24 protein-coding genes are annotated in these 21,472 nt (G+C 40.0%); 22 read left to right on the top strand and 2 right to left on the bottom strand.

Annotated elements, in window-relative coordinates:
- The first annotated feature begins 59 nt into the window (after positions 1 to 59).
- The 14 genes from P7J49_RS01320 to P7J49_RS01255 all read left to right on the top strand — a co-directional run bounded on the left by P7J49_RS01320 (position 60) and on the right by P7J49_RS01255 (position 12,016).
- Positions 60 to 461, top strand: coding sequence for a Spx/MgsR family RNA polymerase-binding regulatory protein (locus P7J49_RS01320; protein ID WP_009909989.1), 402 nt, complete (start codon positions 60 to 62; stop codon positions 459 to 461).
- A gap of 14 nt (positions 462 to 475) precedes the next feature.
- On the top strand, positions 476 to 754 hold the full coding sequence (locus tag P7J49_RS01315) for a UPF0223 family protein (protein ID WP_024379624.1): 279 nt from the start codon (positions 476 to 478) through the stop codon (positions 752 to 754).
- Positions 744 to 1,502 carry an inositol monophosphatase family protein gene (locus tag P7J49_RS01310; protein WP_099831321.1) on the top strand — a complete coding sequence of 253 codons (759 nt, stop codon included), beginning with the start codon at positions 744 to 746 and terminating at the stop codon, positions 1,500 to 1,502. Before P7J49_RS01315 ends, P7J49_RS01310 begins: the two co-directional genes overlap by 11 nt.
- A complete protein-coding gene (locus P7J49_RS01305) occupies positions 1,502 to 2,803 on the top strand; it encodes an RsmF rRNA methyltransferase first C-terminal domain-containing protein (protein WP_408568942.1) in 1,302 nt (433 codons plus the stop codon). Before P7J49_RS01310 ends, P7J49_RS01305 begins: the two co-directional genes overlap by 1 nt.
- Before the next feature lie 137 nt (positions 2,804 to 2,940).
- The gene (locus tag P7J49_RS01300) at positions 2,941 to 3,810 is read left to right on the top strand and encodes a phosphate ABC transporter substrate-binding protein PstS family protein (protein WP_408568940.1); all 870 of its coding nucleotides are present in this window, start codon (positions 2,941 to 2,943) and stop codon (positions 3,808 to 3,810) included.
- 2 nt (positions 3,811 to 3,812) lie between these two features.
- The gene (gene pstC / locus P7J49_RS01295; protein ID WP_002937619.1) at positions 3,813 to 4,730 is read left to right on the top strand and encodes a phosphate ABC transporter permease subunit PstC; all 918 of its coding nucleotides are present in this window, start codon (positions 3,813 to 3,815) and stop codon (positions 4,728 to 4,730) included.
- On the top strand, positions 4,720 to 5,607 hold the full coding sequence (pstA, locus tag P7J49_RS01290; protein WP_014635996.1) for a phosphate ABC transporter permease PstA: 888 nt from the start codon (positions 4,720 to 4,722) through the stop codon (positions 5,605 to 5,607). Before pstC ends, pstA begins: the two co-directional genes overlap by 11 nt.
- A 24-nt stretch (positions 5,608 to 5,631) precedes the next feature.
- Positions 5,632 to 6,435 carry a phosphate ABC transporter ATP-binding protein PstB gene (gene pstB, locus P7J49_RS01285; protein ID WP_222297120.1) on the top strand — a complete coding sequence of 268 codons (804 nt, stop codon included), beginning with the start codon at positions 5,632 to 5,634 and terminating at the stop codon, positions 6,433 to 6,435.
- A gap of 11 nt (positions 6,436 to 6,446) precedes the next feature.
- Positions 6,447 to 7,205 (top strand): phosphate ABC transporter ATP-binding protein PstB, encoded by a 759-nt coding sequence (gene pstB / locus P7J49_RS01280; protein WP_002937614.1) that lies wholly within the window; start codon positions 6,447 to 6,449, stop codon positions 7,203 to 7,205.
- A 28-nt stretch (positions 7,206 to 7,233) separates the two neighbouring features.
- Positions 7,234 to 7,890, top strand: coding sequence for a phosphate signaling complex protein PhoU (phoU, locus tag P7J49_RS01275; RefSeq protein WP_002940865.1), 657 nt, complete (start codon positions 7,234 to 7,236; stop codon positions 7,888 to 7,890).
- 149 nt (positions 7,891 to 8,039) lie between these two features.
- Entirely contained in the window at positions 8,040 to 8,483 is a 444-nt protein-coding gene (locus tag P7J49_RS01270) for a hypothetical protein (RefSeq protein WP_408568938.1), read from the top strand.
- A gap of 145 nt (positions 8,484 to 8,628) precedes the next feature.
- Entirely contained in the window at positions 8,629 to 9,300 is a 672-nt protein-coding gene (locus P7J49_RS01265; RefSeq protein ID WP_172028895.1) for a response regulator, read from the top strand.
- The gene (locus P7J49_RS01260) at positions 9,293 to 10,687 is read left to right on the top strand and encodes a sensor histidine kinase (RefSeq protein WP_408568936.1); all 1,395 of its coding nucleotides are present in this window, start codon (positions 9,293 to 9,295) and stop codon (positions 10,685 to 10,687) included. The genes P7J49_RS01265 and P7J49_RS01260 overlap by 8 nt, the downstream gene beginning before the upstream one ends.
- Positions 10,688 to 10,786: 99 nt before the next feature.
- Positions 10,787 to 12,016, top strand: coding sequence for a transglutaminase domain-containing protein (locus P7J49_RS01255; protein ID WP_408568935.1), 1,230 nt, complete (start codon positions 10,787 to 10,789; stop codon positions 12,014 to 12,016).
- 262 nt (positions 12,017 to 12,278) lie between these two features.
- Here the strand turns inward: P7J49_RS01255 and rpsT are convergent, their stop codons facing one another.
- Both rpsT and coaA read right to left on the bottom strand, forming a co-directional pair.
- Positions 12,279 to 12,527 carry a 30S ribosomal protein S20 gene (rpsT, locus tag P7J49_RS01250; RefSeq protein WP_012027069.1) on the bottom strand — a complete coding sequence of 83 codons (249 nt, stop codon included), beginning with the start codon at positions 12,525 to 12,527 and terminating at the stop codon, positions 12,279 to 12,281.
- 58 nt (positions 12,528 to 12,585) lie between these two features.
- Complete coding sequence (coaA, locus tag P7J49_RS01245) at positions 12,586 to 13,506, bottom strand: type I pantothenate kinase (RefSeq protein ID WP_002940857.1); 921 nt, start codon at positions 13,504 to 13,506, stop codon at positions 12,586 to 12,588.
- Positions 13,507 to 13,614: 108 nt separating this feature from the next.
- Here coaA and P7J49_RS01240 point away from each other — a divergent pair, with 108 nt between their 5' ends.
- From P7J49_RS01240 to P7J49_RS01205, 8 genes are all read left to right on the top strand, one after another.
- Positions 13,615 to 14,205, top strand: a complete 591-nt coding sequence (locus tag P7J49_RS01240) for a class I SAM-dependent methyltransferase (RefSeq protein ID WP_024376492.1) — start codon at positions 13,615 to 13,617, stop codon at positions 14,203 to 14,205.
- On the top strand, positions 14,202 to 15,479 hold the full coding sequence (locus tag P7J49_RS01235) for a pyrimidine-nucleoside phosphorylase (protein ID WP_408568933.1): 1,278 nt from the start codon (positions 14,202 to 14,204) through the stop codon (positions 15,477 to 15,479). The genes P7J49_RS01240 and P7J49_RS01235 overlap by 4 nt, the downstream gene beginning before the upstream one ends.
- Positions 15,480 to 15,494: 15 nt before the next feature.
- The gene (deoC, locus tag P7J49_RS01230; RefSeq protein WP_099810524.1) at positions 15,495 to 16,157 is read left to right on the top strand and encodes a deoxyribose-phosphate aldolase; all 663 of its coding nucleotides are present in this window, start codon (positions 15,495 to 15,497) and stop codon (positions 16,155 to 16,157) included.
- Complete coding sequence (locus P7J49_RS01225; RefSeq protein WP_024376490.1) at positions 16,144 to 16,533, top strand: cytidine deaminase; 390 nt, start codon at positions 16,144 to 16,146, stop codon at positions 16,531 to 16,533. The genes deoC and P7J49_RS01225 overlap by 14 nt, the downstream gene beginning before the upstream one ends.
- An 80-nt stretch (positions 16,534 to 16,613) precedes the next feature.
- On the top strand, positions 16,614 to 17,681 hold the full coding sequence (locus P7J49_RS01220) for a BMP family protein (RefSeq protein WP_002940836.1): 1,068 nt from the start codon (positions 16,614 to 16,616) through the stop codon (positions 17,679 to 17,681).
- Between the two features lie 165 nt (positions 17,682 to 17,846).
- Positions 17,847 to 19,382, top strand: a complete 1,536-nt coding sequence (locus P7J49_RS01215) for an ABC transporter ATP-binding protein (protein ID WP_024415454.1) — start codon at positions 17,847 to 17,849, stop codon at positions 19,380 to 19,382.
- Complete coding sequence (locus tag P7J49_RS01210) at positions 19,375 to 20,436, top strand: ABC transporter permease (protein WP_408568931.1); 1,062 nt, start codon at positions 19,375 to 19,377, stop codon at positions 20,434 to 20,436. Before P7J49_RS01215 ends, P7J49_RS01210 begins: the two co-directional genes overlap by 8 nt.
- Before the next feature lies 1 nt (position 20,437).
- On the top strand, positions 20,438 to 21,391 hold the full coding sequence (locus P7J49_RS01205) for an ABC transporter permease (RefSeq protein WP_012775589.1): 954 nt from the start codon (positions 20,438 to 20,440) through the stop codon (positions 21,389 to 21,391).
- Positions 21,392 to 21,472: the final 81 nt, after the last annotated feature.

Here is a 21,472-nt window from a genome sequence, read left to right as displayed (position 1 = left end):
ACTCTTTTAAGTTAGAGTATACTATAAGAAGAAATATGTTTTTAGAGGGGATGGAAGACATGATTACTTTATTTTTGTCACCGAGTTGTACCAGTTGTCGTAAAGCTCGTGCTTGGCTGACAAGTCACGAAGTCCCTTTTATTGAGCACAATATTATGACTAGCCCTCTAACTGCTGAGGAATTAAAGAACATTTTAGCATTGACAGAAAATGGGACAGATGACTTGATTTCTACCCGTTCAAAAGTTTTTCAGAAACTAGATATTGATGTTGATGAGCTTTCTGTGAAGCAGCTTATTGGGTTAATCGAAACCTATCCAAGTCTCTTACGACGTCCGATTATTTTGGACGAAAAACGGATGCAGATTGGTTTTAACGAAGATGAAATTCGTGCATTTCTTCCGCGGAAGTATCGCAAACAAGAACTAAAAAATGCTACATTGAGAGCAGAAATAGGATAAGAAAGATAACAGATATGAACAAAAATTATTCATATCCACTTGATTTTTCGTGGAGCACAGAGGAGATTTCCTCCGTGCTTTCTTTTTTGAATCAGGTGGAGGCAGCTTATGAAAAAGGAGCAGATGCGGTAGCTATATTAGCTAGTTATAAAAGCTTCAAAGATGTTGTTAAAAGTAAGGGACAGGAACGTCAAATTGATCGTGACTTTGAAGCAGTTTCTGGTTATTCAACCTATCGAGTTGTTAAGGCTGCTCGAGATAAAGGGAAAGGAGTTATTCGTTTTGGAAACTAAGTATCACTTTGCCCAAACGATTGTCCTGGAAGCTGGAAATTTTCTCCGACAGCATTTACATGATGATCTTCAGATTGAAGAAAAAGGTGACTTTACAGACTTGGTAACACACCTTGATAAACAAGTGCAAGAAATGCTGACTAAACAGATTCAATCTCGCTATCAAGGTGATGGGATTTTAGGCGAGGAAGGTGGGGACGTTTCTTCTATTCATGAAGGAAATGTTTGGGTTATTGATCCAATTGATGGCACCACAAATTTTATTGCTCAGAAAACTGATTTTGCCATTATGATTGCCTATTTTGAAAATGGAGTAGGAAAGTTCGGTATCATTTATGATGTCATGCGAGACAAACTTTTCCATGGGGGAGATTCATTCCCTGTTTATTGCAATCAAGAACGCTTAAAAAAACCAGAGCTGCGCCCTCTTCGCCAGAGTTTGATAGGAATCAATGCAAAGTTGTATGCAGGCAATGCACATGGAGTGGCAGAATTAGCAAATCAAAGTTTAGGTACAAGATCTGTAGGAAGTGCTGGAATTGGTTTCGCCCACGTTCTGGAAGGAAGATTATTTGCCTATGCTTCTTATCTGTGTCCATGGGACTACGCAGCAGCCAGTATTATTGGTTCCTCTTTAGGTTTAGTCATGTTAAGTTTTGATGGTCCGAGTCTGGCCTATGATAAACGAGAGTTTGTCATGCTAGTATCAGAATCCCATCTTGAGGAAGTGAAGGGGTATATATTCTAATGCAATTGCCACAGGATTTTATAGATAAATATAATCATTTGCTTGGTAGTGAAGCCCAAGCATTTTTTGAGAGTTTCGAACAAGACCCAATCTCAGGATTTCGCACAAATCCTCTTAAAGAAAGCCAATTGGATTTTGAGCAACCAATCCCTAATATGACTTGGTCATACTATGGTAAGGTCTCAGGAAAGTCTCCAGAACATGTAACTGGCTTAGTCTACTCACAAGAGCCAGCTGCACAGGTTGTCGGTCAGATTGCAGCTCCGGAAAAAGGGATGAAAGTGTTGGACTTGGCAGCAGCGCCAGGAGGAAAGTCTACTCACTTGCTTTCATACTTAGAAAATACGGGGCTCTTGGTTAGTAATGAAATTTCCAACAAACGAGCAAAAATCTTGGCTGAAAATATTGAGCGTTTCGGAGCGAGGAATGTTGTTGTAACAAATGAATCAGCAGACCGCTTGGAAAAGGTCTTTCCAGGATATTTCGATATGATTGTCCTAGATGCTCCCTGTTCAGGTGAAGGGATGTTTCGAAAAGACCCCGATGCGATTCAATATTGGTCCAAACATTATCCAGCACAATGTGCAAGCTTACAAAGAGAGATTTTAGAATCGGCCTTGAACATGTTGGCTCCAGATGGTCAATTGATTTATTCTACTTGCACTTGGGCACCAGAGGAAAATGAAGAAGTAGTGACTTGGCTCTTAGAACAATATGATTTGGAACTGATAGACATTCCTAAAATCAATGGAATGGTAGAAGGAATCGGTTATACAGAAGTTGCTCGTATGTATCCCCACCATTTTGCAGGAGAAGGTCAGTTCGTTGCCAAATTTAGATTTCTAGGGGAAGCCAGTCAGAAAAAATTAAAACCAGGAAAATCCAATTTGAATAGAGAACAGCAAGCTCTCTGGAAAGAATTTGAACAGAAGCATTTAAGGGTTCAATTGGATGGTTTACTGCAGGTTTTTGGGGACAATCTCTATCTACTGCCACACGGCCTTCCTGATTTGTCAAAAGTAAAGATTGCTCGAAATGGTCTTCACTTGGGGACGTTTAAGAAAAAAAGATTTGAACCAAGTTTTGCTTTAGGTCTAGCACTCCATAGTTCGGAGGTTAAAAATCGAGTAGAAATCAGCTTAGAAGAATTCTCGTCCTATACTGCTGGACATACAATAGCTGTGTCCAAGGATTTATCTAATGGCTGGTATCAGGTAGCAGTTCAGGGGAACGGTCTTGGTTTCGCAAAAATTGTATCTGGAACGCTTAAAAATGGCTTTCCAAAAGGGCTGAGATTTTAAAATAAATCAGCAAATTTTTTTTGCAACTTGTCTTTTTATATGATATAGTGGATGAGTGGAAATATCTTGTAAATTCTATGTAAAATACAGAGTTAATTTTAGGAGATTCCACTGAAAAATGTAAAGGAAAAAACGAAATGAAAAAAAAGCAGAAGCTTGGAATTGCAGCTTTGTTTCTTTTGAGTAGTATGGCTCTTTCAGGTTGTTCTTCTTGGATCGATCGAGGAGAGTCTATTACAGCCGTAGGTTCGACAGCGCTTCAACCACTTGTTGAGGCAGCAGCAGATGAATTTGGTAGTGTCAATATCGGTAAATCCGTCAACGTTCAGGGTGGAGGGTCAGGTACTGGCTTGTCACAAGTTCAGTCTGGAGCTGTTCAGATTGGTAACTCTGACGTATTTGCTGAGGAAAAAGAAGGGATTGATGCCAGCAAATTGGTAGACCATCAAGTTGCCGTTGCAGGTCTTGCTGTGATTGTCAATGAAAAAGTCACAGTTGATAATATTACTACAGAAGATCTGCGTAAAATTTTTACTGGTGAGATTACCAACTGGAAAGAGCTGGGTGGTAAGGATTTGGAAATTTCAATCATTAACCGTGCAGCTAGTTCAGGTTCACGTGCGACCTTTGATAGTGTTATCATGGATGGAAAAACCGCAGCTCAGAGTCAAGAACAAGATTCTAACGGTATGGTAAAATCTATTGTTGCTCAGACACCAGGTGCAATTTCCTACCTATCATTTGCTTATCTAGATGATTCCGTTAAAACAATTAAGTTAAACGGTTTTGAACCAACCGCTGAAAATGTAGCAACAAATGATTGGCCAATTTGGTCCTATGAGCATATGTATACGATGGGAAAAGCGACTGATTTGACAGAAGAATTTTTAGATTACATGATGTCAGATGAGGTTCAAGATGGTATCGTTGAAAGCATGGGATACATTTCTATCAACGATATGAAAGTTGTGAAAAGTGCTGATGGCACGGTGTCTGAGAAGGAGTAAGCATGAAAAACGAACAACTAGCAAAAGAGTTATCGTCTCCATCTAAAAACTCTCGATTAGAGAAGTTTGGTAAGGTAATTACATTCCTTTGTCTGTCATTGATTGTCTTTATTGTTGCAATGATTTTGATTTTCGTTGCGCAGCGTGGATTATCGACTTTCTTTGTTGACGGTGTGAGCATCACTGATTTCTTATTTGGAAGCAAGTGGGAACCAAGCTCGAAAATATTTGGTGCCCTGCCAATGATTTCAGGTTCTTTCATTGTTACGATTCTGTCAGCTGTTGTTGCGACCCCTATCGCAATCGGTGCAGCAGTCTTCATGACAGAAATATCACCAAAACGTGGTGCAAAAATCTTACAACCTGTTATCGAACTTTTGGTCGGTATTCCATCGGTTGTATATGGTTTCATTGGTTTGCAAGTAGTTGTGCCATTTGTACGTTCAATCTTCGGTGGAACAGGTTTCGGTATCTTGTCGGGTGTATTTGTACTTTTCGTTATGATTTTGCCAACAGTAACCTTTATGACGGTTGACAGTTTGCGTGCAGTACCTCGTCACTACCGCGAAGCAAGTTTGGCTATGGGAGCCACTCGCTGGCAGACGATTTGGCGTGTTATTTTGAACGCAGCTAAGCCAGGTATTTTTACGGCCGTTATCTTTGGTATGGCGCGTGCCTTTGGTGAAGCCTTGGCTATTCAGATGGTAGTGGGGAACTCTGCGGTTATCCCGACTTCCTTGACAACGCCAGCAGCGACTTTGACTTCTGTTTTGACAATGGGTATCGGTAATACGGTTATGGGAACTGTTCAGAACAACGTCCTATGGTCCTTGGCCCTAGTCTTGCTCTTGATGAGCCTTATCTTTAACATGATTATGAAATTTATTACAAGAGAGGGTAAGAAAAACTATGCACGCTAAAAAATTTGATAAATTGGCGACTGGTATTCTTTACTCAATCGCTGGTGTGATTGTCGTTATCTTGACGTCACTGATTCTTTACATCTTGCTACGTGGTCTGCCACATGTAAGCTGGGATTTTTTGACAAGTAAATCTTCGTCTTACAAAGCTGGTGGTGGTATTGGAATTCAGCTCTACAACTCATTCTTCCTATTGGTTGTAACGCTCTTAATTTCTGTTCCCTTGTCAACCGGTGCAGGTATTTATCTGGCTGAATATGCTAAAAAAGGTCCATTGACTAACTTTATCCGTACCTGTATTGAGATTTTATCATCCCTACCGTCCGTTGTCGTTGGTTTATTTGGTTACTTGATTTTCGTTGTTCAGTTTGAGTACGGTTTTTCTATCTTATCAGGTGCCTTGGCTCTTACAGTCTTCAACTTACCACAGATGACGCGTAACGTAGAGGACAGCCTTCGTCACGTTCACCATACACAACGTGAAGCAGGATTGGCTCTTGGTCTATCACGTTGGGAAACTGTTCTCCATGTTGTTATTCCAGAAGCACTTCCAGGGATTGTAACAGGCATCGTCTTGGCATCTGGTCGTATCTTCGGTGAGGCAGCAGCTCTTATCTACACGGCTGGTCAGTCAGCTCCAGCTCTTGACTGGTCAAACTGGAATCCATTGAGTGTTACTAGTCCGATTTCTATCTTCCGTCAATCAGAAACCCTTGCGGTTCATATCTGGAAGGTAAACAGCGAAGGTACAATTCCAGATGCAACCCAAGTTTCTGCTGGTTCAGCAGCGATCCTCTTGGTCTTCATCTTGATTTTCAACCTTTCTGCACGATATATCGGTAAGAAACTTCATGCGAAAATGACTTCAGCAGCCTAGAAGTCTGACTTATAAGGAGAAAAAATGGCAGATTACAACTGGAATGAACGCCATATCATCACTTTCCCAGAGGAAAAAATTGCCCTTTCAACAAAAGATGTTCATGTTTACTATGGTAAAAATGAAGCCATCAAGGGCATTGATATGCAGTTCGAGAAAAATAAAATTACAGCCTTGATTGGTCCTTCAGGCTGTGGTAAATCAACCTATCTTCGCAGTCTCAATCGTATGAATGATACGATCGATATTGCTAAGGTAACCGGTCAAATTCTTTATGAAGGAATCGACATCAATAGACCAGATATGAATGTTTACGAAATTCGTAAGCATATCGGAATGGTATTCCAACGTCCCAACCCATTTGCAAAATCGATTTACCGCAACATCACATTCGCACATGAACGTGCAGGCGTGAAAGATAAGCAGGTTTTGGATGAGATTGTTGAAACTTCTCTGAAACAAGCAGCCCTTTGGGATCAGGTAAAAGATGACTTGCACAAGTCAGCCTTTACCTTATCAGGTGGACAGCAACAGCGTTTGTGTATTGCACGAGCTATCTCTGTAAAACCACAAATCTTGCTTATGGATGAGCCTGCATCAGCCTTGGACCCGATTGCGACTATGCAGTTAGAAGAAACTATGTTTGAATTGAAGAAGGACTACACCATTATCATTGTTACGCACAATATGCAACAAGCAGCTCGTGCAAGTGATTACACAGCTTTCTTCTATCTGGGTGACTTGATTGAATATGATAAGACAGCAAACGTCTTCCAGAATGCAAAACTCAAGTCAACTAGTGACTACGTTTCAGGACATTTTGGATAGAAAGGGAACAAATGACATCACCTATTTTACAAGTAAAAGATTTGTCTGTTTACTATAACAAGAAGAAAGCCTTGAATAATGTGTCAATCGATTTCTATCCAAATGAAATTACTGCTTTGATTGGACCATCTGGTTCTGGTAAGTCAACCCTCTTGCGTTCTATTAACCGTATGGGAGATTTAAACCCAGAGGTAACATTGACAGGTGCGATTGATTACAATGGAAAGAACATATACAGTCCTCGTACGGATACTGTTGATCTTCGTAAGGAAATCGGTATGGTATTCCAACAACCAAACCCATTCCCGATGTCTATCTACGAGAATGTCGTTTATGGTTTACGTATTAACGGTATCAAGGACAAGCAGGTCTTGGACGAAGCAGTTGAGCGTTCTTTGATTGGTGCTTCTATTTGGAATGAAGTGAAAGATCGCTTGCATGACTCAGCAGTTGGACTTTCAGGTGGTCAGCAGCAACGTGTATGTGTGGCCCGTGTATTGGCAACAAGCCCAAAAATTATTTTGTTGGATGAGCCAACATCAGCCCTTGACCCAATCTCAGCTGGTAAAATTGAGGACACACTTTATGGTCTGAAAGATAAGTATACAATGGTGCTAGTAACACGTTCTATGCAACAGGCATCACGTATTTCAGATCGAACAGGTTTCTTCCTTGATGGCGATTTGATAGAATACAATCTGACAAAAGAAATGTTCTTGAATCCTGCCAATAAAGAAACAGAAGACTACATTACAGGTAAGTTCGGCTAAGGCCTATAAGAAAAAGAAAGAGGTTCACATGTTAAGAGCTCAATTTGAAGAGGAATTAGGAAAACTTCATAACCAATTTTACGCCATGGGGAACGAAGTGTTGGCACAAATCAACAATGCCGTTCGTGCCTTTACAACACATGATCGTGAATTAGCAAAAGAAGTCATTGAAGCAGATAAGAAAATTAATGCTTTCGAAGTGAAATTGGAGAAAAAATCACTTGAAATCATCGCCCTTCAACAACCAGTTTCTACAGATTTACGGAGTGTTATCACTGTTTTAAAAGCAACCAGCGACTTGGAGCGTATGGGGGATCATGCTGTGTCTATTGCAAAAGCTGCTATTCGGATGAAGGGCGAAGTTCGCATTCCTGTAGTCGAGGAAGAAGTCAAGAAAATGGGGAAAGAAGTTCGCAAACTTGTGGAGGAAACGCTCGAACTATATCTAGCAAACTCTGATGTTGAGGTCGCTTATGAAGTGGCAGCTCGTGACGAAATCGTCAATGACTTTTATTCAGCCATCCAAGAATTAACAACAGAAGAAATCAAGAAGAATCCAGAATCCTTGGTTGCTGGTCGTGACTATTTCCAAGTCTTGACTTACTTGGAACGTGTTGGTGACTATGCTAAAAATATCTGTGAGTGGGTTGTTTACCTACGAACAGGCGACATCACTGAATTGTAAGATGGAAGTCCGAAAGGACTTCTTTTAGTTTGCTTTAAGGAAAATGCAATGAATCTTTAGCTTGGTTTAAGTTTCTCATTCTATACTGTTCGTGTCATCAGGTGAGTAAAGACTCGCTATGAAAAAATTTTATTGAAAAGAGGAATTTTATGTCAATAATCAATCAATTAAAGTCACAGTCGAAAACAGTTTTGGCAGCGGTTGCTATTACGGCAGCAACTGTAGGTTTTGCTGGAGGTGTGAGCATTTCAAAATCTTCAACAGCTGTATCGACACAAAGCCAAGCGGCATTAGCTCAGAATGGAGCAACGAACGGACAAGCTAATTCAATCGCAGGTAATCAAATGCCGCCCGCCTCTAATGGTGGTATGCAAGGCATGCCACCTGGTCAAAATGGAAACACTCAAGGCCTGCCTCCAGGACAGAATGGAAATAGTCAAGGCCTGCCCCCTGTTCAAGGGACAACCCCTCCAGATGCTACAAGTGGTGCAACACAATCAAATACTTCCTCAGATGAGGTAAATGCTTTAAAAGAGAAGAATCAAGAAATAAAAGCACAAATTTCAGGTAGTTCTAGCACTTCAAACCAATAGGAAAAATTTGAGATAAGTGGTATAATAAATTAAACTCTGACAGAAATGCAGAGGCAACTTATTAAAGTGAAAAAATATGTTCAAAGACCAAGTTTTTACTTGTGTCTTTGAATTGTCTTTTAAAGATTAGGTTAAGGAGATAGACATGATAAAGATTTTGTTGGTAGAAGATGATTTAAGCCTATCCAACTCCGTTTTTGATTTCCTAGATGATTTTGCAGATGTTATGCAAGTCTTCGATGGAGAGGAAGGAATTTACGAAGCTGAGTCAGGAGTCTATGACTTGATTCTTTTGGATTTGATGTTGCCTGAAAAAGATGGCTTCCAAGTCTTGAAAGAATTGCGTGAAAAAGGAGTGACAACTCCTGTCTTGATTACAACAGCCAAGGAAAGTCTTGAGGATAAAGGTCATGGATTTGAATTAGGTGCAGATGATTATTTGACCAAGCCTTTCTATCTGGAGGAATTGAAGATGCGTATTCAAGCCCTCCTAAAACGTTCGGGTAAATTCAATGATAATTTATTAACCTATGGTGATGTGACAGTTGACCTTGCGACCAATACCACAAAGGTAGAGGGTAAAGAAGTTGAACTACTGGGTAAAGAGTTTGATTTGTTGGTCTACTTCCTACAAAATCAGAACGTTATCCTACCTAAGACACAGATTTTTGATCGTCTCTGGGGATTTGATAGCGATACAACGATTTCAGTAGTAGAAGTTTATGTGTCTAAAGTTCGTAAAAAATTGAAAGGAACGACCTTCGGAGAAAATCTGCAAACCCTTCGCAGTGTCGGCTACATTCTGAAGAATGTTTAAGAGATATAAAAAGATAGTAGCTACGGAAAGTTTTTCCTTCTTCATACGCTACTTTGCTGTATTTACATTGATCTTTGGTCTAATGACTGCTATCATATTCCAACTTATGCGTTCGACCATGTATCAAACAACAGATGATACACTAGATCGGATTAAAGATGAACCAGCCATGCTGGTTGGTTTTGCGATTGCACGGACCTATGAGCCTGATTCTGAATTTATTATTCAGGACGAAAATGACCAGCCGTCAGCGACTAGTTCATCTCCAACATCTTCCTCAACATCTTCTTCGGTCCAAGAACCACCTCAAAAGGATATGAAGGGGAATCATCAAATGAGGCTGGGAACTAATACTCATGTTCTGCTCTATAGTAAGAGTGGAGAGCTCTTGAATCCTGATAACTTTACAGGCTTGTCTAATTTGAAGGTTGATAAAGAAAAATTGGGTGAAATCAAGGAGTTAACATTAGAAACACCATTTGGTTCTGAGGAACATTACCGCTATATAACGGTTGAACTATCTACATCGGATTTGGGCTATTATTCGAACTATGATATTACTTGTGCGACAATTTTGGTCAATGTTAGCCAGATAAAATCTTCTATTGCGACCTATGAATCGACAGTTGCTATTGTTATGGTATCAGCTTGGCTCATTTCTATCTTGGCTAGTATTTACCTATCAAATCTTAGTATGCGTCCGATTCTAATTAGCTATCAAAAGCAAAAAGACTTTGTTGAAAATGCTAGTCATGAGTTGCGTACGCCGTTGGCTGTTCTCCAAAATCGCTTGGAGAGCCTATTTCGCCATCCCGAAGCGACGATTTTAGAGAGTAGTGAAAGCATCGGATCTAGTTTAGAAGAAGTCCGAAATATGCGATTATTGACAACGAACCTGCTCAATTTGGCTCGTCGTGATGATGGCTTAAAAGTCGATATGATCAATGTCCAACCTAACTATTTTGATGAAATCTTTGCTAATTACCTTATGATTGCCGAAGAAAATGGAAAAACACTAACAGTTAATAATTTGATTCATCAGCCGATTCGAACAGACAAGGTCCTGATTAAACAGTTGCTTACCATTTTATTTGATAATGCAATGAAGTATACCGACGATGATGGCAGAATTCAAATTACAGCTAATATCAAGGATAAATCTGTCTACTTCACAGTTGCCGACAATGGTTTGGGAATCAGCGATGCCGATAAGAAGAAAATCTTTGATCGCTTTTATCGAGTTGATAAGGCCAGAACGCGTCAAAAAGGTGGTTTCGGTCTAGGATTATCGCTGGCTCAGCAAATTATCAAGACACTAGGTGGGAAAATCTCTGTTAGAGATAACCAACCGAAAGGAACTATTTTTGAGGTAGGATTACCTAAATAAAACAATATTATTAGGCTAGGAAAATTCTAGTCTAATTTTTTGTGTAGTTCGTCAGAAGCCTCCTAATTATGTTATACTTAAACAAGAATGGAGGTAAATATGAGGAAAGTTTCTCGTGGCGTTTTAACCATATTATTATCGGCGACAGTCCTTTCTGCTTGTTCAGGAGGAGGACAAGAGCTGAGTGAACGTTTGGAAGCAGTTAAAATTGAATTTTCTAAAGAAAAAAAGCAACTAGAAGCAGAATTAACAGCATTAAAAGAAGAGGTTCAAGGAAATTTCTACTACCAACAATTGGATACTGATAAGGAACGTCGTGTCTATCTCCAATTTGTTAATGGGCTCAGCAAGCGGATGCAAGTGATCGATATTGATTCTGTTAATGATGAAATATATTCGCGCGTCTATTTTTCTGCCGCTCATGATTATCCAGAATTTTACTGGCTAACAGATGAAGCGGCAATGAGTGGCGGAGTTGATATATTGGATTTAGAAGAGCCAGCGTATCCGACTGATTTATCTCCGACACGAAATAAAATAGAAGAGGAAGTGGATAAAATACTTGCTCAGGCACCAACAGGGTCGGACTATGAGAAGGTTAAGTATTTTTACGAGGTGATTATAAAGCAAACGGATTACGACCTTGAAGCCCTTCAGACCAACTCTGTCACGTGGAGAAGCCAAGGAATTACCAGTGTGCTATTAGATAAGAAATCCGTTTGTGCTGGCTATAGTCGCACCTTCCAATATCTATGTAAAAAAGCAGGCATTGATTGTATCTATGTCACAGGGATTGCAAAAAATGGGCAAAACGGTGAGTTTGGGCATGCTTGGAATCTAGTCAAGATAAATGGACAATACTATGGTGTCGATACGACTTGGGGAGATCCAGTTTTTGATCAAGCTATAAGTGGAGAAGCGCATACAGATATTTCATACGATTATCTATGTGTCCCTGATGAAATATTAGAGAGAAGTAGGATTGTTGATACCGACCTACTCGACTACTGGGGAGAAGAACAATATTACGAACCTAGAGCATTGACCTATCCAAAGTGTACAGATAATTCATTGAATTACTATGTTCAAAAGGGAGTTTATTTCACAAGCTGTGATGAAGCTGCAGTTTTACAGTCCATCACTGACCAGCGACTACAAGGTACGGATAAAGTAGTCTTGCAATTCGGAACAGCAGAAGCAATGCAACAAATGATTACATTGGCCTCTACTGAAAATAATGCTATTTTTCAGGCTTTGGGCGATGTAGGAGAGTATCAGTACTATTATAATGACCAAACCTATACATTTGAACTAGCAGATTGGTTTTAACGAATTAGTTTGAATCTCTAGGAGCGTGTTCTTCCCTAGTAATAAAAAATAGGGAGTGGGAAAGACATCCATGATGGCTCCGCCCTCACCCACAGAATAATGAAAACAAACATAAAGCCCTCACTAGGTGTATAATCTTAGTGAGGGCTTTGTGATTGACGAGTTAATGATGTTAGTCATCGCGGGAAAACTGTTCCACTTTGTCCCGCCTCCTTATGATGGAAAAAATAAAAAAAAGGAAACCCAAAGGTTTCTCTTTTAATTAAGCAAGTTTTGATGCAAGACGTGCTTTATCGCGGCTTGCTTTGTTTTTGTGAATCAAACCTTTAGTTTCTGCTTTATCGATTGCTGAACTAGCAGCACGGAAAAGCTCTTCAGATGGGTTAGCTTCAAATGCTTTGATTGCAGTACGCATAGCTGATTTTTGTGCTGAGTTTTTCTCGTTTTGTTTAACGTTCAATTCAGCGCGTTTGATAGCTGACTTAATGTTTGCCAATGGTTTCACCTCCACCCTTTCTTGTACTAACTATACCATTATATCTGAAAAGAGTATTTTTGACAAGTGAAATTTATTTTTTTAGATAAATTTTATCAATCTCATGGTTTTCAGCCTTATGAAGAATAATATCAGCACGGTTTCTGGTTGGTTCAATGAATTTTTCTAAGTTAGCTAGATTAATATTTTTCCAAGTATTCTGGGCAATAGATAGAATCTCAGGGTATGTCATCTGGGTAAAACGATGGTAATAGTTGTTAGGGTCGTTTTTTGCCAATGTCAATAATTTTTGGAATCGCTCCAAGTACCAGGTTTCAATATGCTCCACATCAGCGTCAACGTATATAGACAGGTCAAAATAGTCACTGACATAGAGGCGCTGGTTTTGTGGATTTTGAAATACATTGATTCCTTCAACAATCAAGAAATCTGGAGACTTAATATCCTGAGTTTTGTTGGGGACAATATCATAGATTTCATGTGAATAGACAGGAATTTGGCAGTCGTAGCCGTTTTTTATCTTATCAAGGAAATCAATCAATTTCTCCATGTCATAGGATTCAGGAAAACCTTTTTTATTTAACAGTTGCCGTTCTTCTAAGACTGCATTTGGATGGAGAAAACCATCTGTTGTCACTAATTCAACCTTGGCGTGTTTAAATGTCCGAGCAATAAGAATTTGCAGCAATCTACTAGTTGTTGATTTGCCGACAGCAACACTTCCGGAAACGCCAATGATAAATGGTTGAGGCTTGATAGTTTTCTGTAGAAATAAACTCTTCGTAAAATTGAGGTCTTTGCGTGCTTTCCGATAGATATGGATAAGATTAACCAAAGGAAGATAGATGTCAGAAACCTCATGTAATTGAATGCGGTCGTTAAAACTTTTAATAGAATTTAGTTCACTTTGACTAAGTGGAATGGTAGTCTTACGATGTAGTTGTTGCCAAGTGGCTCGGTCAATTTGTTCAAAATTTAAAAATTCATTTTTCATACATAATTCTTCCTGTAGGTAAGCGTTTCAATATCGATTTCATTTTATCATACTTTTCATGTAAGAAAAACTCTTGAAAACGTTTTTAGGAAATGTTATAATAAGTACATGTCCAATATGTATTACGAAAAAAATCCTACAGTAGCACATGATATTCATGAGATCCACGTAAACTTACTAGACACCCCAATGTCTTTCATGACAGATGCAGGTGTTTTTAGCAAGAAGATGGTTGATTATGGTAGTCAAGTGCTTTTAAAAACCCTTCATTTTGAAAAAGGGGCATCGGTGTTGGATGTTGGTTGTGGTTATGGACCAATTGGTTTGACACTTGCTAAGGTGTTCAGCACCAAGACAACACTGATTGATATTAATAGCAGAGCTTTGGATTTAGCTACAAAAAATGCTGAGAGGAATGGTGTTACCGCTAAAATTTATCAGTCCAATATCTACGAAAACGTGGACGAAACATTCAATCATATTGTTTCAAATCCACCTATTCGGGCCGGAAAATCGGTTGTACATGAAGTAATTGCTGGCGCTTTTCAACGCTTAGAGGCAAACGGAACCTTGACCATTGTCATTCAAAAGAAACAAGGTGCACCGAGTGCCAAGGCTAAGATGGAAGAGGTGTTCGGCAACTGTCAGATTATAAAGAAAGACAAGGGTTACTACATCCTTGAAAGTGTGAGAGAATGAGAGCAGTTGATTTAATTCAAAAAAAGCGTGATGGCTTAGAACTATCGTCTGAAGAAATCAAATGGTTGATTGATGGATATGTAGCTGGGACAGTACCGGATTATCAAATGTCAGCCTTGGCGATGGCGATTTATTTCAAAGGGATGTCAACATGTGAGATTTCTGATTTGACAATGTCTATGGTTGCAACGGGTGAACAGATTGATTTGTCTGCAATTCCAGGCATCAAGGTAGATAAGCATTCTACAGGTGGTGTCGGAGATAAGGTCACACTCATCTTAGCGCCATTGGTAGCAAGTTTTGATATTCCAGTTGCAAAGATGAGCGGTCGTGGACTTGGTCATACTGGCGGAACCTTGGATAAGTTAGAGTCAATCAAAGGATACCAGATTGAAGTTAGTCAAGAAGATTTTATCAAGCAAGTTCAAGATACTGGTGTTGCAGTTATTGGTCAGTCAGACAATCTTGTTAAAGCTGATAAATTGCTCTATGCCCTTCGAGATGTGACAGCAACCGTTGACATTATTCCACTGATTGCCAGCTCGGTAATGTCTAAGAAAATTGCCGCAGGTGCGGATGCGATTCTTCTAGATGTAACAGTGGGAGAAGGCGCCTTCATGAAGACCATTGAAGAAGCACGGATTCTAGCTCAAACCATGGTTGATCTTGGCAAGGCGGTTGGGCGTAAGACCGTTGCTGTTTTGACTGACATGTCTCAACCAGTTGGAACTTCGATTGGAAATCGTTTGGAAATTTTAGAGGCTATTGAAATTTTACGGGGTAAAGGTCGAGAAGATGTTACCGAATTTATCTGTGAATTAGCCCAAATTATGTTGGGGCTTGCAAATGTTGAGAAAAGCATTGAAGAAGTACGCCAACATATTGACAATGGTGCAGCTTTGAAGAAATTTGAAGAGATGGTCCTTGCTCAAGGTGGTGACTTAGAAGATTTATATCGTCCAGTTCAGGTTACACAGCAAGTTCCAGTTCTTGCGGAGGAGGATGGATACCTTGTAGGGCTTCCTGCGTTGGAATTCGGTCTCTTTGCAATGAAACTTGGTGCAGGTCGCGCAGTCAAGACAGACGATTTAGATTATGAAACAGGTATTGTCTTCCATAAGAAAGTAGGGGAAGCTGTTTCTAAGGGTGAACAAATTGCAACGATTTATGCCAATGAAAATATTTCGGAAAATATGCTTACAAATTTCCAAAAAAATGTTAAAATAGATAAAGAAAGTGTAAAAACGAAAGAAATCATAGAGATTATTTCTTAATATACGGAGAAAACTATGAAATTGAATAAATATATTGACCATACAATCTTGAAACCTGAGACAACACGAGAGCAGGTTGAAAAGATTTTGGCAGAAGCAAAAGAATATGATTTTGCAAGTGTCTGTGTTAACCCAACTTGGGTTGCTTTAGCAGCTGAAAGCTTGAAAGATAGTGATGTAAAAGTTTGTACGGTTATTGGTTTCCCTCTCGGAGCAAACACACCTGCTGTAAAAGCATTCGAAACAAAAGATGCAATTTCAAATGGAGCAGATGAGATTGACATGGTTATTAATATCGGTGCTCTGAAAACTGGAAATTACGATTTGGTTTTGGAGGATATTAAAGCTGTTGTAGCAGCAAGTGGTGATAAACTAGTCAAAGTTATCATCGAAGCATGCCTCCTTACTGATGATGAGAAAGTGAAAGCTTGTCAATTATCTCAAGAAGCTGGTGCGGACTATGTTAAAACATCTACAGGATTTTCTACAGGCGGTGCCACAGTAGCGGATGTTGCCTTAATGAGAAAAACAGTAGGTCCTGACATGGGAGTGAAGGCTTCAGGTGGTGCACGTTCGTATGAAGATGCCATTGCCTTTATCGAAGCAGGAGCGTCTCGTATTGGTGCGTCATCAGGCGTGGCAATCATGAATGGAGCACAGGCGGATGGAGACTATTGATTTAATTGAATTAGCTGTAAAAAACAGTCAAAAAGCATACGTACCGTACTCAAAGTTTCCAGTTAGTGCAGTTCTTGTAGCTAAGACAGGGGAAATATTTACGGGTGTAAATATTGAAAATGCAAGCTTTGGTTTGACCAATTGCGCTGAAAGGACAGCTATTTTCAAGGCCATTTCTGAAGGTGTGAAAGATTTTTCTGAAATCATTATTTATGGCGAAACAGAAAAGCCAATATCTCCTTGTGGAGCTTGTCGCCAAGTTATGGCAGAATTTTTTGATAAGGATTTAAAAGTGACCTTGGTCGCTAAAGATCAATCGACAGTCGAGATGACAGTCGGGGAATTACTTCCATATTCCTTTACAGACTTAACCTAGTCTGTATGACAGTCATTTGACTGTAGCAATATTACTCTGCAACAATGTAGTTGCAAAAAGATTTTTAGGAGGGTTCAGAAATGAACAAGAAACTTGTTGGACTTGGTCTAGCAGCTGTTGCGGCTGTATCTTTGGCTGCATGTGGTAACCGTGCTTCAAAAAGCAGTAGCTCAGAAGCATCTTCATCAGCAGACACATCTGTGAAAGCTGCTATCGTTACTGACATTGGTGGTGTTGATGACCGTTCATTCAACCAATCTGCATGGGAAGGTCTTCAAGAATGGGGTAATGCAGCTGGTCTTTCTAAAGGTAATGGCTACGATTACTTCCAATCAGCTAATGAATCAGAATACATTACAAACCTTGATTCAGCTGTTGCTGGTGGTTACAACCTTGTGTTCGGTATTGGTTTTGCCTTGGAGAGTGCGATTGCTGAGGTTGCACCAAATAATCCTGACACACACTATGTAATCGTGGATAGTGTTGTTCCAGATCAAGACAACGTAGTCAGCGTAGGTTTCGCAGACCATGAAGCATCATATCTTGCTGGTGTTGCTGCAGCTAAGTCAACTAAAACAAACCACGTAGGTTTCATCGGTGGTATGGAAGGTGTTATCATCGATCGCTTTGAAGCTGGTTTCGTTGCGGGTGCTAAGTCTGTAAACAAAGACATCAAGATTACAGTTGACTATGCAGGTTCATTTGGTGATGCTGCTAAAGGTCAAACTCTTGCAGCTGCTCAATATGCTGCAGGTGCAGACGTGATCTTCCACGCTTCTGGTGGTACTGGTAACGGTGTATTTGCTGCTGCTAAAGCAGAAAATGAAACTCGTAATGAAGCAGATAAAGTTTGGGTAATCGGAGTTGACCGTGACCAATCAGCAGAAGGTGAATACACTTCTAAAGATGGTAAGTCTTCTAACTTTGTATTGGCTTCAACATTGAAACAAGTTGGTACTTCAGTTAAAGATATTGCAACTAAAGCTGTTGCAGGTGAATTCCCTGGTGGTCAAGTACTTCAATTCTCATTGAAAGATAAAGGTGTTGAATTGGCAGAAACTAACCTTTCAGAAGATGCTTCTAAAGCAGTTGCAGATGCTAAGCAAGCTATCTTGGATGGTAAAGTAGAAGTTCCTGAAAAACCTTAATGAATTTCTTTTCGACAATTCCGATTCGGCGACCCGACGGGGTCGCCGTTTTCGGGCTGAGATTTTTCTCAGTAAAGCCTATCAGCTATGGTAGGTTTTACTGACAAAAATGGTATAGTTGATGAAGAATTTTCAGAAGGCTATAGTCAGAAAGGATAATAGATTATGACTAAGGATTATGTCATTGAAATGCGCAATATCACTAAGATATTTGGTGAATTTGTAGCAAATGACCACATCAATTTGAATGTCAGACGTGGTGAAATCCATGCTCTTCTTGGTGAGAATGGTGCGGGTAAATCTACTCTGATGAACATGCTTGCTGGCTTGTTGGAACCTACAAGCGGTGAAATTGTTATCAACGGTCAATCCGTGAAGATTGACTCTCCATCCAAAGCTGCTCAATTGGGTATTGGTATGGTGCACCAACATTTTATGTTGGTTGATGCTTTCACAGTTGCTGAGAACATCATTCTTGGTTCTGAAACCACCAAAGGTGGCGTGATTGACCTTAAAAAAGCTATCGCAGAAATTAAAGAACTTTCTGCTAAATATGGTCTTGAAGTTGATCCGACTGCAAAGGTTGCAGATATTTCTGTAGGTGCACAGCAACGTGTAGAAATCCTTAAAACACTTTACCGTGGAGCAGACCTTTTAATTTTTGATGAGCCGACAGCTGTATTGACCCCCGCGGAAATTGCAGAGCTCTTGAAAATTATGAAAGCCTTGGTTGAAGAAGGTAAATCTATTATTTTGATTACGCACAAATTGGATGAAATTCGTGCAGTTGCCGATACTGTAACAGTTATTCGTCGAGGTAAATCAATCGAAACAGTTGCCGTTGAAGGAGCAACAAACCAAGATTTGGCTGAGTGGATGGTTGGACGTTCCGTTTCCTTTAAAACAGAGAAAGTTGAAGCGAGTCCTAAAGAAGTCATTTTATCAATTAAGGATTTGGTTGTCAATGAAAACCGCGGTATCCCAGCAGTTAAGGGCTTATCGCTTGATGTTCGAGCAGGTGAGGTTGTTGGTATTGCCGGTATCGACGGAAACGGTCAAAGTGAGTTGATTCAGGCAATCACTGGTTTACGTAAGGTAAAATCTGGTTCAATCACTATCAAAGGTGAGGAAGTAGTTGGTAAAACTCCACGTAAAATTACAGAAATGCAAGTGAGCCACGTTCCCGAAGATCGTCATCGCGATGGACTCGTTCTTCCGATGACTGTTGCTGAGAACTTTGCGCTTCAAACTTACTATAAAGAACCGATTTCAAAAAATGGTATCTTGAACTATAATATCATTAATGAAAAAGCACGCGCGTTAATGGAAGAATTTGACGTTCGTGGGGCGAGTGAACTCGTTCCAATCAAGGCTCTTTCAGGCGGTAACCAGCAAAAAGCTATCATCGCGCGTGAAATCGATCGCAACCCAGACCTTTTCATTGTTAGCCAACCAACACGCGGTTTGGACGTTGGTGCTATTGAGTATATTCGTAAGCGTCTCATTGCAGAACGTGATAAGGGTAAGGCTGTTCTTGTTGTCAGCTTCGAATTGGATGAAATTTTGGATGTATCAGATAGAATTGCTGTTATCCATGATGGTGTCATCCATGGTATTGTTGAACCTGCTAAGACCAATAAACAAGAGTTGGGTGTCTTGATGGCAGGTGGACATATTGAGAAGGGAGAAGAACATGCTTAATAAATATAAGAATTTGGCCCTTCCATTAATGGCTGTGGTCAGTGGTATCCTACTTGGAGCGATTGTCATGCTTGTTTTTGGCTACGATCCACTTTGGGGCTATGAAGAGTTATTCTATTCAGCTTTTGGTAATATCAAATCAATTGGTGAAATTTTCCGTGCAATGGCACCACTTGTTTTCACTGCTCTCGGTTTCGCAGTAGCTAGTCGTGCAGGTTTCTTCAACGTTGGTTTGTCTGGTCAGGCCTATGTTGGTTGGGTTTTTGCTGGATGGTTTGCCTTGGCGAATCCTGACTTACCACGTCCAGTTTTGATTTTGGGAACAGTCTTGATTGCTATGTTGGCAGGCGGTATTGCTGGAGCTATTCCAGGTATTCTACGTGCCTATTTGGGAACAAGTGAAGTTATCGTTACGATTATGATGAACTACATCTTACTCTATTCATGTAACTATATCATTCGTGATGTATTTGCAGATAGTTTGATGAAGAATACAGACTCGACAGTTAACGTGTCAGCAAATGCCTCTTACCAAACAGAGTGGCTCCGTGCATTGACAGATAACTCACGTATGAATATTGGTATTTTCTTTGCCATTATTGCAGTTTTTGTGATTTGGTTCCTATTGACCAAAACGACTCTTGGTTTTGAGATTCGCTCAGTGGGTCTTAACCCAACAGCATCGGATTATGCGGGTATGTCTGCGAAACGTACAATTATTCTATCTATGATTATTTCAGGTGCTCTTGCGGGTCTTGGGGGAGCTATCCAAGGTTTGGGTACTTTCCAAAACGTTTACATCCAAAGCGGTAACTTGGATATTGGTTTTAATGGTATGTCAGTAGCGCTTTTAGCTTCTAATTCACCGTTAGGTATTCCATTGGCTGCCTTTCTATTCGGTGTTCTTTCTGTCGGTGCCCCAGGTATGGTACGTGCACAGATTCCACCTGAATTGATCAACGTTGTTACTGCATCAATCATTTTCTTTATCGGTGTGAAATTTATTTTTGAACAATTATTAAAATCTAGAAATAAAGCGAAAGGAGCGAAATAAGATGAATGTTTCAATTCTTGCCTTACTCATTTCGCAAATGTTGATTTATTCAGCACCCTTAATCTTTACCAGTCTTGGAGGAGTTTTCTCTGAACGCGGTGGTATTGTAAACGTTGGTCTAGAAGGAATCATGGTTATCGGTGCCTTTGCTGGTGTTGTTTTCAATATCGAATTTGCAGGGACATTTGGTAATGCTACTCCATTATTAGCTGTTATTGTAGGAGGTCTTGCTGGTGTTGTCTTTGCCGCTATTCATGCGATGGCGACGATTAATTTCCGTGCAGACCACGTTGTATCAGGTACGGTGTTGAACCTTTTGGCTCCAGCATTGGGAGTTTTCCTAGTCAAGGTTATCTATAATAAGGGTCAAACTGATAGTATTACTGAATCATTTGGTAAATTTTCATTCCCTATCTTGGCAGATATTCCAATCATTGGTGAAATTTTCTTCAAAAATACAAGCTTGATGGGTTATGTAGCTATTGCAACAGCATTTCTTGCTTGGTTCATCCTTTATAAAACCAAGTTCGGTTTGCGTCTTCGTTCAGTAGGTGAACATCCGCAGGCAGCGGATACTTTGGGAATCAATGTCTACGCCATGCGTTATGCAGGTGTGTTGATTGCTGGTTTCCTTGGTGGTGTTGGTGGAGCTGTAAGTGCTCAATCAGTGAATATCAACTTCTCTGCAACAACAATCGTAGGTTCGGGTTTCATCGCTCTAGCAGCTGTAATTTTTGGTAAGTGGAATCCAATTGGCGCTATGCTTGCCAGTCTATTCTTCGGTCTTTCGCAAAGTTTGGCAGTAGTGGGTGGACAATTACCAGGATTGAAAGATATTCCAACGGTTTATCTTCAAATTGCACCATATTTGATTACTGTTATTGCTCTGTCTGCTTTCTTTGGTAAAGCAGTCGCTCCTAAAGCAGACGGTATCAACTATATCAAATCAAAATAAAAAGGGCTCTTTGTCAACTGTAGTGGGTAGATGAAAAGCTAACACCTAGAGAGGACGAACTTCGTTCTCTCTTTCTTTATG

This window comes from Streptococcus suis (assembly GCF_046032515.1).
Classification (GTDB): Bacteria; Bacillota; Bacilli; order Lactobacillales; family Streptococcaceae; genus Streptococcus; species Streptococcus suis_AL.
This window is presented reverse-complemented; position numbering and strand designations above follow the sequence as displayed.